Source organism: Nonomuraea sp. NPDC049486 (assembly GCF_040676925.1).
Classification (GTDB): Bacteria; Actinomycetota; Actinomycetes; order Streptosporangiales; family Streptosporangiaceae; genus Nonomuraea; species Nonomuraea ferruginea.
The window spans coordinates 31542-44993 of sequence record NZ_JBFAPV010000020.1 but is presented as its reverse complement, the minus strand read 5'-3'; the positions used below and the strand labels follow the sequence as shown (position 1 = coordinate 44993).

The 13452-nt window shown below is 73.5% G+C and carries 15 protein-coding genes; 8 read left to right on the top strand and 7 right to left on the bottom strand.

The genetic code is table 11. The annotated features are described in order from the left end of the window. Window positions 1-25: 25 nt before the first annotated feature. Both AB0K05_RS39220 and AB0K05_RS39215 read right to left on the bottom strand, forming a co-directional pair. On the bottom strand, window positions 26-1084 hold the full coding sequence (locus AB0K05_RS39220) for an RNA polymerase sigma factor (RefSeq protein WP_271278914.1): 1059 nt from the start codon (window positions 1082-1084) through the stop codon (window positions 26-28). A gap of 39 nt (window positions 1085-1123) precedes the next feature. After that, complete coding sequence (locus AB0K05_RS39215; protein ID WP_345482573.1) at window positions 1124-1873, bottom strand: protein phosphatase 2C domain-containing protein; 750 nt, start codon at window positions 1871-1873, stop codon at window positions 1124-1126. Window positions 1874-2030: 157 nt separating this feature from the next. Between AB0K05_RS39215 and AB0K05_RS39210 the strand changes: the two genes are divergently transcribed. Both AB0K05_RS39210 and add read left to right on the top strand, forming a co-directional pair. Beyond that, the gene (locus AB0K05_RS39210; protein WP_261808583.1) at window positions 2031-2792 is read left to right on the top strand and encodes a class I SAM-dependent methyltransferase; all 762 of its coding nucleotides are present in this window, start codon (window positions 2031-2033) and stop codon (window positions 2790-2792) included. Window positions 2793-2837: 45 nt separating this feature from the next. Continuing rightward, a complete protein-coding gene (gene add / locus AB0K05_RS39205; protein WP_364236246.1) occupies window positions 2838-3785 on the top strand; it encodes an adenosine deaminase in 948 nt (315 codons plus the stop codon). Window positions 3786-4526: 741 nt separating this feature from the next. Here add and AB0K05_RS39200 read toward each other — a convergent pair. Next, window positions 4527-5648: a winged helix DNA-binding domain-containing protein gene (locus AB0K05_RS39200; protein WP_271280196.1), complete on the bottom strand. Its 1122-nt coding sequence runs from the start codon at window positions 5646-5648 to the stop codon at window positions 4527-4529. 84 nt (window positions 5649-5732) lie between these two features. On the opposite strand from AB0K05_RS39200, the gene AB0K05_RS39195 reads away from it, so the two are divergent. Genes AB0K05_RS39195 through AB0K05_RS39175 form a run of 5 tightly spaced genes read left to right on the top strand, consistent with a single transcriptional unit; the run spans window position 5733 to window position 9265 of the window. Continuing rightward, window positions 5733-6290: a DUF6624 domain-containing protein gene (locus AB0K05_RS39195; RefSeq protein WP_219552178.1), complete on the top strand. Its 558-nt coding sequence runs from the start codon at window positions 5733-5735 to the stop codon at window positions 6288-6290. 40 nt (window positions 6291-6330) lie between these two features. Beyond that, window positions 6331-6684 (top strand): YciI family protein, encoded by a 354-nt coding sequence (locus AB0K05_RS39190; protein ID WP_148031910.1) that lies wholly within the window; start codon window positions 6331-6333, stop codon window positions 6682-6684. Next, window positions 6681-7919, top strand: coding sequence for a DUF6596 domain-containing protein (locus AB0K05_RS39185; RefSeq protein ID WP_271280193.1), 1239 nt, complete (start codon window positions 6681-6683; stop codon window positions 7917-7919). The genes AB0K05_RS39190 and AB0K05_RS39185 overlap by 4 nt, the downstream gene beginning before the upstream one ends. Window positions 7920-7962: 43 nt before the next feature. Then, window positions 7963-8550, top strand: a complete 588-nt coding sequence (locus AB0K05_RS39180; RefSeq protein ID WP_187281186.1) for a helix-turn-helix domain-containing protein — start codon at window positions 7963-7965, stop codon at window positions 8548-8550. Between the two features lies 1 nt (window position 8551). Further along, complete coding sequence (locus AB0K05_RS39175) at window positions 8552-9265, top strand: SRPBCC domain-containing protein (RefSeq protein ID WP_219552182.1); 714 nt, start codon at window positions 8552-8554, stop codon at window positions 9263-9265. Here the strand turns inward: AB0K05_RS39175 and AB0K05_RS39170 are convergent. Together AB0K05_RS39170 and AB0K05_RS39165 are read right to left on the bottom strand one after the other, a co-directional pair. After that, a complete protein-coding gene (locus tag AB0K05_RS39170) occupies window positions 9256-9912 on the bottom strand; it encodes a class I SAM-dependent methyltransferase (RefSeq protein WP_148031908.1) in 657 nt (218 codons plus the stop codon). The genes AB0K05_RS39175 and AB0K05_RS39170 overlap by 10 nt on opposite strands. Before the next feature lie 59 nt (window positions 9913-9971). Beyond that, complete coding sequence (locus tag AB0K05_RS39165) at window positions 9972-10994, bottom strand: ROK family transcriptional regulator (protein ID WP_345482571.1); 1023 nt, start codon at window positions 10992-10994, stop codon at window positions 9972-9974. Window positions 10995-11038: 44 nt separating this feature from the next. Between AB0K05_RS39165 and AB0K05_RS39160 the strand changes: the two genes are divergently transcribed. Then, window positions 11039-12205 (top strand): MFS transporter, encoded by a 1167-nt coding sequence (locus AB0K05_RS39160; protein WP_345482569.1) that lies wholly within the window; start codon window positions 11039-11041, stop codon window positions 12203-12205. Between the two features lies 1 nt (window position 12206). Here the strand turns inward: AB0K05_RS39160 and AB0K05_RS39155 are convergent, their stop codons facing one another. Together AB0K05_RS39155 and AB0K05_RS39150 are read right to left on the bottom strand one after the other, a co-directional pair. Beyond that, complete coding sequence (locus tag AB0K05_RS39155) at window positions 12207-12992, bottom strand: TetR/AcrR family transcriptional regulator C-terminal domain-containing protein (protein ID WP_345482568.1); 786 nt, start codon at window positions 12990-12992, stop codon at window positions 12207-12209. A 109-nt stretch (window positions 12993-13101) separates the two neighbouring features. After that, complete coding sequence (locus AB0K05_RS39150) at window positions 13102-13347, bottom strand: hypothetical protein (protein WP_148031904.1); 246 nt, start codon at window positions 13345-13347, stop codon at window positions 13102-13104. Between the last annotated feature and the right edge of the window lie 105 nt (window positions 13348-13452).

Here is a 13452-nt window from a genome sequence, read left to right as displayed (position 1 = left end):
GGCCCGGTCAGGGCCGCCGGGCGGGTCACCCCAGGTAGTCGCGCAGGGCCATGGCCCGCGACGGGTGACGCAGCTTGGACATGGTCTTGGCCTCGATCTGGCGGATGCGCTCGCGCGTCACCCCGTAGACGCGGCCGATCTCGTCGAGCGTCATCGGGCTGCCGTTGACCAGCCCGTACCGCATCGAGATCACGCCCGCCTCGCGCTCCGACAGCTCGTCCAGCAGCGCGCGCAGCTGGTGTTGCAGCAGCGTGAAGGAGACCGCGTCGGCGGGGGAGACCGCCTCGGTGTCCTCGATCAGGTCGCCGAACTGGCTGTCGCCGTCGTCGCCCAGCGGCGTGTCGAGGGAGATCGGCTCGCGGCCGTAGCTCTGCACCTCGACCACCCGGCCCGGGGTCAGCTCCGTCTCCTCGGCGATCTCCTCGGGGGTGGGCTCGCGGCCGAGCTCGCTCTGCAGCCGGCGCTGCGCCCGCGCCACCTTGTTGATCAGCTCCACCATGTGGACCGGGATGCGGATCGTGCGCGCCTGGTCGGCCATGGCGCGGGTGATCGCCTGCTTGATCCACCAGGTGGCGTAGGTGGAGAACTTGTAGCCGAGCCGGTAGTCGAACTTCTCGATCGTCCGGATCAGACCGAGGTTGCCCTCCTGGATGAGGTCGAGGAAGAGCATGCCGCGGCCCGTGTAGCGCTTGGCGATCGACACCACGAGCCTCAGGTTGGCCTCCAGCATGCGCCGCTTGGCGAGCTCGCCGTCGTCGGCGATCCACGTCAGGTCGGCGCGGAGCTCGTCGTCGAGGTCGGGCTCGGTGTCGAGCCGCTCCCTGGCGAACAGGCCGGCCTCGATCCGCTTGGCCAGCTCGATCTCCTGCTCGGCGTTGAGCAGGGGCACCCGCCCGATCTCCTTCAGATACGTCTTGACGGAGTCGGCGCCCACGGTCGCGACAGCATCGGCTGCGCTGTCGTCCAGTTCGATAACCTCTGCGGTCTGGGTCACGACACTCTCCTCGCTCGGCGGTGGACGGTTGGGCGGCGGTCGCGGGGTGCGGGCATCGGCTCCCTGGCTGATGAAGACGGAAATCTCCACTCCAAGCTACCCAACGCCCTGGAATGGTTGTGACTGCCATCACCCGGGCGGAAAGGACACCCAGGCGGCGGTCGCGTCGTCGTGGAGCTTGCCGTGCGGCACGCCTCTGGCCCGCTCCTGCTCGCGAGTCTCGGCCAGCAGCTTCTCCGGCTCGGCGGCGCCGGCCACCAGGCTCTCCCAGGCTCGCCCGTACCAGTCGGCCAGTCTCGTCGCGCCGTCGGTGAACAGCGCCGCCCCGCGCAGCTCGGTCACCGGCACCGCGCCCGCCAGCGCCTGCCCGGCGGCCTCCGGGCAGGCGCCCGCCACCCAGAAGCCGCCCGGGCGGTTGCGCAGCGAGGTCACCAGCTCCAGCGAGTACGGGCGCCCGCCCGGCAGGTGGTCGAGCCGGTCGTCGCGGACGACCGTCACCGAGCCGTCGCGCCGCCACAGCGCCACCGCCGAGTCGCACAGCACGAGGTACTCCAGCCGGTCGTCGCGGCGCCGGGCGAGCGCCGCCGTGGCCGACGGCGAATGGGGGTTGCCCAGGTCGCAGGAGCCGCCGTGGGCCTTCATGGTGGCGGTGATCGCCGCCGCCAGCACCTCCGGCAGCGGTCCGCCGCCCTCGATGCCCGCCGCGAGCGCGCCGGCGAGGGTGCGCACCAGCCACGGCACCCCGTGGCGGCACCCGGGCTCCACCCCCGGCGCCGGCGTCGCGCCGTCGAGCACCACCACCCACGACGGGCCTGCCAGCACGTAGTCCTCGTTCGCCCGGCCAGGGGCGGCGGCGCTCGCGTAACTGACGCGCAGCATCGAACTCCTCATGGATGACCATCAGATCGGCGGGTACCGGCCAGGAAAAGCCATGCGGAGATCAAGATTTCCGTGTCGCCGGATCACAAACTCCCGACGCTGTTTTACATTCCCAGCACCAGGCCCACGTCCACACACCCGTTCGGTGGTGACCCTTGTGACACGCACCCGTTCGAGCCTCGTCCACCAGGCAGGTTACGCGCTCAAGAATCCGCGGAAGATCATGCCGCACCTGCGGAGACTGAGCCGCGACACCTGGCTGCGGCTGCGCACCCGCGACCACGTCTCCTACTACCGCGCCGTCATGAAGGACGACGCCGCGCGCAGCCCCGAGGGCGCCGTCGGGTCCCACTCCCACCGGCGCTGGCTGGCGATGGGCCAGATGCAGTTCGACTACCTGGTCGAGCACGGGCTCAAACCGGAGTGCCGGATGCTGGAGATCGGCTGCGGCAACCTGCGCGCCGGCAGGTTGTTCGTCGACTACCTGGACACCGGCAACTACTACGGCCTCGACATCTCGCCCGACATCCTCATGGCCGCCCAGGACACCCTGGTCGCGCACGGGCTGCGCGACAAGCTGCCCCACCTCACCCCGGTCCGCGACCTGCGCTTCGCCTTCCTGCCCGACGAGCACTTCGACGTCGTGCACGCCCACAGCGTCTTCTCCCACTCGCCGATCGAGGTGATCGACGAGTGCTTCGCGCACGTCGGGCGGGTCATGAAGCCGCACGCCTGGTTCGACTTCACCTTCGACCGCACCGAGGGCAAGGAGCACCACGTGCTGCGGGAGGACTTCTACTACCGCACCGAGACGCTCGTCGCGCTGGCCGCCCGCCACGGGCTCGACGCCGTCTTCATGGAGGACTGGGAGCAGCTCCCGCACAAGCAGTCGAAGATCCGCGTCACCCGGCGGTCCTGAAATATCGGAATGCGTCCGGGACCGGCGGGTCCCTAGAGTGCCCGGGTGAGAGACATCCGGGCACTGCCCAAGGCCCACCTGCACGTCCACCTCGAAAGCACCGTACGGCCCGAGACCATCCGCGACCTGGGCGGCACGCCCCCCGGAGACACGCCGTTCCGGAGCTTCCGCGAATTCGCCGACCGGCGGGCGCGGGTGCGCGAGCTGCTGCGCACCCCCGGCGACTTCCGGCGGATCGCGGTGGAGTTCTGCGCCGACGAGGCCGCCCAGGGCGTGCGCTACGCCGAGGTGACCTTCACCGCGGCCTCCCACGGCGAGCGGGTGGGCGCGCCGGAGATGCTGCTGGAGGCGGTGCTCGACGGGCTGGCCGAGGGGCGGCGGTACGGGATCGAGTGCCGCCTGCTCCTCGACCACTCCCGCCGCCGCCCGGTCGAGCGCATGTGGCGGACGTTGAAGCTCGCGCAGCGGTACGAGGATGTGGTGGGCATCGGGCTGGCCGGCGACGAGAGCTACCCGCTGGCCCCGTTCGCCGGGGTGTGCGACGCGGCCAGGGACGCGGGGCTGCGCCTGGTGCACCACGCGGGCGAGTTCGGCGGGCCCGGCAGCATCCGGGAGGCGCTCACCCTCGGCCACGCCGGGCGGATCGGGCACGGCATCCGCGTGCTGGAGGATCCGGAGCTGGTGCGGGAGGTGCGCGGGCGGGGGATCGCGCTGGAGGTGTGCCCGACGTCGAACGTGCTGCTCGGGCTGGTGCCGTCGCTGGCGGCGCATCCGCTGCCGCTGCTGCGCGAGGCGGGGCTGGTGGTGACGCTCAACACCGACGGGGAGACGTCACTGGCGGACGAGTACGCCCGCGTGCGCGACACGTTCCGGTGGCCGGACGCCGAGCTGGCGGCGCTGGCCAGGGCGGGTGTCGTGGCGTCGTTCGCCGGGCCGGAGCTGAAGGCGGAGATGCTGGAGGGCATCGACGCGTGGCTGGGCGGTGGTGCCTGATCGGTGGGGGATGCGGGGGGATCTGCGGGGGACCGGCTTGTAAGCGGTCGCGCGGGCGGCGGACTCCGCCGAGGTGCTGCCATCCCTGCCGCAGGCTCTCGTGGCCGGCGGGCTGCACCGGTCCTTCCCCCTGATCATCACCGGGCTGGTGGACGGCCTCCCAGGCGGCCGAAGGCCGGAAGACGGCTCCCCATGCCCTCCGCGACGTCGCCCCCCACTTGTGTGAGACGGGCGCGCGGCTGGGGTCCGGTTCGAACGAGTGCGACCCGTGACGCTGCAGTTCCGCGGTGGATCGGCATCCACGCAGGTGGATCGTCGACCGGCAACCGGATAGGCGGGCCGGCAAGCCGCATCCGGCCAGGCGGACGGGCGATTCGCAGTCGGCCGGTTGGATCGGGAACCCGCATTCGGACAGGCGGTTCGGCGATCCGCGTGCGGCCAGGTGAATCGCGGGGCGGAAACCGGGCGGGCGGACGGCCGGCCGGAATCCGGGCAGGCGGGTTAAGGTGCGGTGGGGCCGGCGGCATCCGGGCGCGGCCGTGCCTGACCGCCGCCCGGCCACGGCCGGGACCGGCCGGCGTCCGGGGACGACAGGAACCGACCGGCGCGCGCATCGCCGCGCGGCGGGACGGGTCTGAGACGGCGACTCGCCATACATGGTGCAACTCCTCGCACGAGTCTTCTCCTCAGACCTACCGCCTGGCCAGTGGGCGCAAGCCCAAATTCTCACCAAGTCTCGGCCTAGGCGTGAGCTCCCACGCCGACGGGGCCCACCGTCAGCCGCGGCGTCCCCTCCAGGATGCCGCCGATCCGCGCCACCTGCTCGTCCAGCTCACGCAGCGCGGCGGCGGACAGCTCGGCCAGCGGTTCCACGGTGACGTCGATCCGCTTGCCCGAGCGCCGCTGGTGCCACACCCCGGCGACCTGCCCGTCCACGAGCAGCACCGGATAGTTGCCCGCCTGCCCGCCCGCCAGCGCCCGCCGCGCGGCGGCGCCCTCGTACAGCAGCTCGCGCGGCCGGCCCGCGACCACGTACGCGTCGAAGTACGGCAGCAGCCGGACCCCGCGCGGCGGCTCGTCCGGCACCCCGGTGTCGCCCGCGAGCACCCACGCCGACCGGCCGTCCAGCCGCACCTCCTCCAGCTCGACCAGCTCGAACGCCGCCACGGCCCACCGCTTCGGCCCGCCCGCCCACTGGGCGAAGTGCTCGGGCGTGGCCGGCCCGTACGCGGTCAGGTAGGCCCTGACCAGCTCGGCCCGCCCGTCCACCGGCCGGAGCTCGCCCGGCGGCGCGGTGTAGGTCACCTTCCGGCCCCTGACCGGCCCGAACACGAACGCGCCCCGGTGCGCCGCCAGCGCCATCGCCTGCCGCCAGCGCGGCCACATGGTCTGGAACGCCGGCATCACGAGGTCGCCCGCCCACGGCCCGGCCACCTCGATCACCGCCTCGCTCAGCTCGTCGATCGTCAGCGTCCGCCCCGCCACCACCTCCCGGATGGCGGCCACCACCCGCTCGGTCTGCTCCGCCGTCATCCGCACCCCTTCGGAGAACGCGTTCGTCCCGGCCGGGATGGAGGACATCGCCCCCACCCACAGGGGCAGGTCCCGCGTGGGCAGCAGGTGCACGGTGCCGCGCGGCCCGTGCGTCTTGACCAGGCTGCGCGCGCCCCACAGCGCCTCGCGCACGTCGGCCCGCGTGGCGTCATCCATGCGCAGCGCCACCGACACCTCGGCCGCCGACATCACCTGGGCGTGCGCCCCGCACATCGCCGCCACCACCCCGGCCGGCCGGCCGCCGCCCGCCGCCGTTCCGTCCAGCCCCGCCCGGGCCAGCCGCCGCGCGCTCACCTGGCTCCACGTCATCTCGATCACGCCTTCACCGTACGAGACGACGCGGAAAGCTCCGTTCCGCGTTGGTCGGCGATCAGCCGCGCGGTACGGTCGGGCATGCGGACGTTACTGACGTGCCTCATCACCGCCCTGCTGCTGACCACGGCCTGCGGAGACGCCGCCCCCGCCGACCCGCGGCTGCGCGCGGAGCTGCTGGAGATGCTGCGGCTGGACCAGGAGGTCAGGACCCCCGACGCCGATCAGGCCGACTGGGACCGGATCGAACGCGCCAACACCGAGCGCATGCGCCAGATCCTGGACGAACACGGCTGGCCCGGCTACGAGCTGGTGGGGGAGGACGGCGAGGACGCCGCCTGGGCACTCGTCCAGCACGCCGACCGCGCCCTCGACCTGCAGCGCCGGGCTCTGGCCCTGCTGCGCGAGGCGGTCGCGAAGGGCGACGCCTCCCCGGGCAACCTCGCCTACCTGGAGGACCGGGTGCGCGTCGCCGAGGGCAAGCCGCAGCGCTACGGCACCCAGTGGGAGCCGACCCAGGACGGCCAGTGGCGGCCGCGCACCCCTATCGAGGACGAGGCCGGGGTGGAGGAGCGCCGCGCCGAGGCCGGGCTGCAGCCGCTCGCCGAGTACCTGGAAGAGCTCAAGTCCTTGGAGTAGGGCGCCGCGTTAGGGTTGTCAGCGTGCATGAGGAACGCCGATGAAGTACCTACTGCTGATCTACGGCAACCCCGCGTCCCAGGAGGCGATCGCCCGCGCGCGTGACCAGGTCATGGCCGAGGTCGACACGCTGATGAAGGAGCTGGCCGCGACCGGTGAGCTGGTCGGCGGCCAGGCCCTGGCCGGGCCCGCCGAGTCGAAGACGGTCGTGGTGCGCGACGGCGTGCCCGCGGTCACCGACGGGCCCTTCCTTGAAAGCAAGGAGTTCCTGGCCGGCTACCTCATCGTCGAGTGCGACAGCGTCGAGCGGGCCACCGACATCGCCGCCCGCTGGCCGGACGCCCGCCTGTGCGCGATGGAGGTGCGGCCGATCATCAACGAGGTCACCGCGTGAGCACGGCTGTGGCCGACGACCTGCTGCGCGAGCTCGTCCCCCAGGTTCTCGGCGTGCTCGTGCGCCGCCACGGGCAGTTCGACGCCTGCGAGGACGCCGTCCAGGAGGCGCTGATCGACGCGGCCGTGCAGTGGCCGGCGCAGGGCCTGCCGGACAACCCGCGCGCCTGGCTGCTCACCGTGGCCACCCGCCGTCTGACCGACCAGGTGCGCAGCGAGTCCGCCCGCCGCCGCAGGGAGGAGAACGCCGCCGCCCGCACGCCCGCCGACGAACTGGTCGCCCCGGCTCCCGGCGAGGAGCGGGCGCCCGGCGGCGACGACACGCTCACCCTGCTCTTCCTGTGCTGCCACCCGGCGCTGTCACAGCCCTCCCAGCTCGCGCTCACCCTGCGCGCCGTCGGCGGCCTGACCACCGCCGAGATCGCCGCCGCCTTCCTGGTGCCCGAGGCGACCATGGCGCAGCGCATCAGCCGGGCCAAACAGCGCATCAGGGCCGCCGGCGTGCCGTTCGCGCCGCCGCCCGAGCCGGAGCGCGCGGGGCGGCTGCGCGTGGTCCTGCACGTGCTCTACCTGATCTTCAACGAGGGCTACGCCGCCACCTCGGGCCCCGACCTGCACCGGCCCGAGCTGACCGCCGAGGCGATCCGGCTGGCCAGGGAGCTGCACCGGCTGCTGCCCGGCGACGGCGAGGTCACGGGCCTGCTGGCGCTCATGCTGCTGACCGAGGCGCGCCGCCCGGCCCGCACCGACGAGGCGGGCCGGCTCGTCCCCCTCGACGAGCAGGACCGCGCCCTGTGGGACCGCAGGCTCGTCGCCGAGGGCGTCGAGCTCGTCACCGGCGCGCTGACCGGCGCGCCCCTCGGCCCCTACCAGGTGCAGGCCGCGATCGCGGCCGTGCACGACGAGGCGCCCGCTGCCGCCGACACCGACTGGCGGCAGATCCTGGCCCTGTACGGGGTGCTCGCGGAGCTGGACGACAATCCCGTCGTCGCGCTCAACCAGGCGGTCGCCGCCGCGATGGTGCACGGCCCGCGGACCGGGCTGGCGCGGCTCGACGAGCTGGCCCATGACGGGCGGCTGGCGGGCCATCACCGGCTCCACTCCGTCCGCGCCCACCTGCTCGAACGCGCGGGTGAGCCGGAGGCGGCCGCGGACGCCTACCGTGAGGCCGCCCGCCGCACCACCAGCCTGCCCGAGCGCCGCTATCTGGAGGACAGGGCGGCCGCGGTGCGCTGACCCAATAGTTGACAATTATTTTTTTCGGTGCGATGTTGGGCCCATGTACGAAGTGACGGTGATCGAGGATCCCGCGGCGGCCGAGGCGTCGCTCGATCCCATGCGCTCCAGGCTGCTGGCCGAGCTGGTCGAGCCGGGCTCGGCGACCTCGCTCGCCGCCAAGGTCGGCCTGGCCAGGCAGAAGGTCAACTACCATCTGCGCACGCTGGAGAAGCACGGCCTGGTCGAGCTGGTCGAGGAACGCAAGAAGGGCAACGTGACCGAGCGGGTGATGCAGGCCAAGGCCGCGTCCTTCGTGATCTCCCCGGTGGCGCTGGCCGCCGTGCAGCCCGACCCCGAGCGCGCCCCCGACCGGCTGTCGGCCCGCTGGCTGCTGGCCGTGGCCGCCAAGCTGGTACGCGACGTGGGCACGCTGATCACCGGCGCCGCCACGGCGGGCAAGCGGGTGGCCACGTTCGCCATCGACGGAGAGGTTCGCTTCGCCTCGGCCGCCGACCGGGCGGCGTTCGCCGAGGAGCTGGCCGACGCCGTCACCCATCTGGTGAGCAAGTATCACGACGAGCAGGCCGCGGGCGGTCGCGAGCACCGGCTCGTCGTCGCCGTGCACCCCGCGGTGAAGGAGGAGCGCTGAGGTGGGACGCGAGTTCGAGCTGCCCCAGGAGGCCGTCGTCGAGGCGACCCCGGAGGAGGTGTGGGCGGCCATCTCGACCGGCCCCGGCATCGACTCGTGGTACCTGGGCCGCAGCCAGGTGGCCGGCGGGGTGGTGCGCACCGCCTTCGGCGGCGGCGAGATGGAGCCGTCCAGGGTGACCGCGGCGGAGGAGCCGCGCCACTTCGCCCACACCAGCGACATCGCCGCTGACGGGCGCTTCGTCGCCTACGAGTTCCTCGTCGAGGGCCGCGGCCAGGGCAGCACCATGGTGCGCATGGTCACCAGCGGCTTCCTGCCAGGCGACGACTGGGCCGACGAGTTCGAGGCCATGTCCGGCGGCCTGTCCCTGTTCTTCGCCACGCTCGTGGAGTATCTGACGCACTTCCGCGGCCGCCACGCGACCCCGGTCGTGGAGTTCGGCCCGCCGGTGACCGACTGGCCGCGCGCCTGGGAGATCCTGTACGCGGAACTCGGGCACGCCACGCCGGGCGACAAGGTCCGGCTGGACGCGGCCGGGGTGGAGGGCGTCGTCTACCACCGCGGCGACCAGACGCTGGGCATCCGCGCACCCGACGCGCTCTACCGGTTCATGCAGGGCTTCCACGGCCCGATGATCGCCTCCCACCACGTGTTCGGCGACGCCTCGGGCCAGGGCCCGGCCTGGCGGGCCTGGCTGGAACGGCTCTACGGCTGAGCCTTGCGGGCCCGTACCGCCAGCACCAGCGGGACGGGCCCGCCGCTCTCCTCGAACCGCTCCGGCGTCAGCCCCGCCGCCAGGAAGTCGTTGAGCAGGCCGGACAGCGGCCAGTGGCTGGCGCCCACCTTGGCGCGCACGCCCTTGTCGGTCCACGACTCCTTGGTCCAGTGGCTGTCGCGGTATCCGGGCCGGATCACCAGCGCCCCCGGGTCGCTGCGGTCGGCGAACCCGCCGCAGAAGCACGGATGCACCCCCACGTGCACGAACAGCCCGCCGGGACGCAGCACCCTGGCCGCCTCGCGCAGCACCTGGGGGTAGCGGGGCATGTCGGTGTGCACCATCACCGCGATCACGGCGGGCAGGCGGCCGTCCGCGAACGGCAGCCGCGCCGCGTCCGCCCGCAGCGTCGGCAGGCGGCCCCGGGCGTGGCGGAGCATCCGCTCCGACAGGTCCACCCCGAACGGCGCCCACCCCAGTTCGCGCACCACCCGGGCGTGCACGCCGGTGCCGCACCCGATCTCCAGGCACGGGCCCGCGCCCTCGCCCAGCAGCCCGCGCAGCACCCCCTCGATGCCCAGCGGGTCACCGGCGCCGAGGAACTCCTCTGCGTACCAGTCGGCGATCTCGTCGTAAGCGGCCTTCATCTCCTCAGCGGATCACGCCGCCCGTTACCCGGCCAGGCTTTCCGCCGACGGCTTAGGACTCACGGCGCGCCGAAGATCGCGTCGCGGGCCGTCGTCAGGGCCGTCACCACCGCCCCCTTGACCACCGGGTCGCCCTCGACCTCCGTCACCCGCACCTCGGTCGGGACGGGTGCCACCGCCGCGAGCCCGTCCGCGACCCGGGCTGCCAGCTCCGCGCCGCCCTCGCGCCCGGTGTCGCCGGCCAGCACGACCAGGCCGGGGTCCAGCACCGCGACCCCGGGGAACGCCGCCAGCACCACCCGGCGGGCCAGCTCGCCGAGGTCCAGCCGGGAGACCTCCTGCCTGGTGAGCAGGTCGCAGATCGAGCCGGCCGAGGAGTCGAGGAAGCCGATCTCGCCCGCGCCGCCCGACGCCCCCTGCCGCGGCCTGCCGCCGAGCACGACGGCCGCGCCGATCCCCTCGTCGAGCCAGAGCATGACGAAGTCGTCCCGCCCGGCCGCCGCCCCCTCGCGGTGCTCGGCCAGCGCGGCCAGGTTGACCTCGTTCTCCAGCACGACCGGCGCGGCCAGCCGTGCGCGCAGGTCGCCCAGCAGGCCGGGCCGCCAGCCGGGGAGCATGCTCGCCTCCAGCATGTCGCCGGTCCGCGGGTCCACCACGCCGGGCACGCCGACGGCCACCGCGTCGACGGCCCGGCCGGCCGCCGCCTCGGTGACCGCCGCGGCGACCTGCTCGGCCAGGTCGCCGCCCGCCTCGCGGGTGCGGGTGCCGACGGTCGTGCCCGCCAGGTCGGTGACGACCGCGTGGATGGCGTCGCGGCGCACGCCGACGCCCGCCACGTGCGCGCGTCCGGCGACGATCCGGTAGAGCTTGGCGTTCGGGCCGCGCCGGTCGCCGCCGGTCATGCCGTGCGCCTCGACCAGCCCGCCGGCCTGGAGCCGCTCGATGAGGTCCGACACGGTGGGCCGCGACAGCCCGGTCAGCGTCTTGAGCTGCGGCGCCGTCAGCGGGCCCTGCTCCAGCAGGAGGTCCAGGGCCAGCCGGTCGTTGATCGCGCGAGCGGTGCTCGGGGTCGCCGTACGCATCTTTCCTCTTTTCATCAGGAACCCTGCCTGATAATTTACTACCCATGAGACATCCCCATCATCGCGCCATCGCCGCTGCCTTCGCCTTGCACGGAGCGGTCACGGGCAGCCTGGTCACCCGCACGCCGTGGATCCAGGACAACCTCGGCCTGGAGCCCGCCATGCTCGGGCTGGCCCTGCTCTGCCCGCCGGTCGGGGCGTTCCTGACGATGCCCACGACCGGCCGGTTAGCCCACCACTTCGGCGCGCGGACCGTGCTGCGGGTGCTGCTCCCGCTCAACTGCGCGGCGCTGGTGCTGCCCGCGTTCGCGCCCGGGTTCGGCTGGCTGTGCCTGGTGATGTTCCTGCTCGGCGCCACCGCCGGCGCCGTCGACGTGGTCATGAACGCGCAGGGCGTCGAGGTGGAGCGGCGGGTCGGCCGTTCGGTGATGGCGGGTCTGCACGGCATGTGGAGCGTCGGCAACTTCGCCGGGGCCGGCGTCGGCGTGGCGGCCGCGCACGCCGGGCTCGACGCCCGCGCCCACCACGTCATGGTGGCCGCACTGCTGATGGCCGCCACCGTACCGGCGCTCCGAGGGGTTCCCGGCGGGCGGCCCGCCTCGGGCGGGCACGCGCCGCCGCACTTCGCCCTCCCGTCGAAGGCCGTGTTCGTCATCGGCCTGGTCGGGGTGTGCGCCGCGGTGGTCGAACTGTCCAGCATGCAGTGGGCCGCCGTCTACACCATCGCGGTCACCGGTTCGAGCGAGGCCGTGGGCGCCGTCGCGTACGCGGTCTTCGCCGGTTTCATGGTGCTCGCCCGGTTCCGCGCGGACGCGGTCATCGGCAGGTTCGGCCCGGTCCGTACCGTGCGGTGGGCCGCCGTGCTGGCCACACTCGGCACAGTGGTGATCGCGGCCGGGCGCGTCCCGGCCGTCACCGTCACGGGGTTCGCGCTGTTCGGGGTGGGCATGGCGGTCGTCATCCCGCTCGTGTTCGCCGCCGCCGGCAACGCGGGCAAGGACACGGCCACCGGCGTGGCCGGGGCCGCCACGATGACGTACCTGGCCGGGCTGGCCGCGCCGGGGGCGACCGGCTGGCTGGCGGACGCCGCGTCCTTCCCCGCCGTGTTCTGGGTGTTCGCCGCACTCACCGCCGTGATGGGCCTGCTGGCCGGCGCGTTGCGGCCGGCGGCGGCGTCGCGGCCCGTGCCGGTGCCGGCGGGGGAGCGGTGAGCTATGGGCGGCGTGACCTGGCGGCCTCCAGGCCGTCGAGGACCAGGGCGAGCCCCGTCTCGAACGCCTGGCTCGACTTGCGCTCCAGATAGGCGACGGGCTCCTCGCCCGGCCGCGGCGGCCCGGCCTCGACCCGCGACAGCATCGGATAGCGGCCGGCGAAGCCGGGTGCGACCTCCGCCAGGATCGCGCCCCTGGCCCGCCACCACTCCTCGTCGGACACGCCCGTCTCGGCCCCGGCCCGCCGGGTCTCGGCCACGGTGGCGGCCGACCCGCGGACGAAGTCGGTGAGCAGCGACACGGCGCCGCGCAGCACCTCCGGCGGCAGGCCGGTCTCGTGCAGGATCCCCGCCAGCGACTCCAGCAGCGTGAACTCGTTCGGCCCGAGCACCGGCCGGGCCTGCGAGAGCCGCAACGCCCACGGGTGGCGCAGGTAGAAGGCACGCACCTCGCGGGCCCACGCCGACACCGCCGCCCGCCAGCCGTCCGACAGGTCGTAGGCCGCGGGCAACGCGGCCAGCGCCCGGTCGTACATGAGGTCGACGAGTTCGCCCTTGCCCGGCACGTACGTGTAGAGCGCCATGCCGCTGCGGCCCAGCCGCTCGCCGACCCGCCGCATGGACACCGCGGCCATGCCCTCGGCGTCGGCGATGGCGATGGCGGCGTCGACGATCTCGTCGACGCTCAGCCCGGGCTTGGGGCCGGGACGGGCCTCCTGGGCGGGCCCGGCCCGCCACAGCAGCGCCATCGACCGGCGTGGATCACCTTGCCCGGCGTAGACGACCAACGTGCGGCTCCTCGGGGATCTCTCTACGCGTCGAGGATATCCGCGACAAGCGCCGGCGCCGGCACGGAAGATCCGTGCCGGCGCCGGTCGTCATTATCAGGAGCCCGTATCAGTCCTCGCCGAATGGCTCGAAGCCGTGGTCGTGGTGGAAGCCCCAGAACCGCTTGCACACCTCGACGTCACGCGTGCCGAGCGCGACGTCGTCGCCGTGCGTCTTGATCCAGGCGCCGTCGTACTCCGCGTCGAACGTGCACGGCGGGTACGAGACGGTGGCAGCGGCCGGAACGGCCATGGCGGTAGCGAAGGCGGCCGAAGCGAACAGCAGGCCACCCGCGGCGATGAGCGAAGTTTTCATGATCTCCCCTTGATCACGAAGTGGTATCGATCCGTCACTATACGTAGCCAAGTTGGCTTCGGAGGAAACGCCACGCCAGACATGAGAACTCATTACAGGCCGGGC

Excerpts from the sequence above, each read along its gene's own strand:
- AB0K05_RS39215 (WP_345482573.1), bottom strand. The coding sequence starts at position 1,873 with ATGCTGCGCGTCAGTTACGCGAGCGCCGCCGCCCCTGGCCGGGCGAAC.
- AB0K05_RS39200 (WP_271280196.1), bottom strand. The coding sequence starts at position 5,648 with ATGACGTGGAGCCAGGTGAGCGCGCGGCGGCTGGCCCGGGCGGGGCTG.
- AB0K05_RS39195 (WP_219552178.1), top strand. The coding sequence starts at position 5,733 with ATGCGGACGTTACTGACGTGCCTCATCACCGCCCTGCTGCTGACCACG.
- AB0K05_RS39190 (WP_148031910.1), top strand. The coding sequence starts at position 6,331 with ATGAAGTACCTACTGCTGATCTACGGCAACCCCGCGTCCCAGGAGGCG.
- AB0K05_RS39180 (WP_187281186.1), top strand. The coding sequence starts at position 7,963 with ATGTACGAAGTGACGGTGATCGAGGATCCCGCGGCGGCCGAGGCGTCG.
- AB0K05_RS39170 (WP_148031908.1), bottom strand. The coding sequence starts at position 9,912 with ATGAAGGCCGCTTACGACGAGATCGCCGACTGGTACGCAGAGGAGTTC.
- AB0K05_RS39165 (WP_345482571.1), bottom strand. The coding sequence starts at position 10,994 with ATGCGTACGGCGACCCCGAGCACCGCTCGCGCGATCAACGACCGGCTG.
- AB0K05_RS39160 (WP_345482569.1), top strand. The coding sequence starts at position 11,039 with ATGAGACATCCCCATCATCGCGCCATCGCCGCTGCCTTCGCCTTGCAC.
- AB0K05_RS39150 (WP_148031904.1), bottom strand. The coding sequence starts at position 13,347 with ATGAAAACTTCGCTCATCGCCGCGGGTGGCCTGCTGTTCGCTTCGGCC.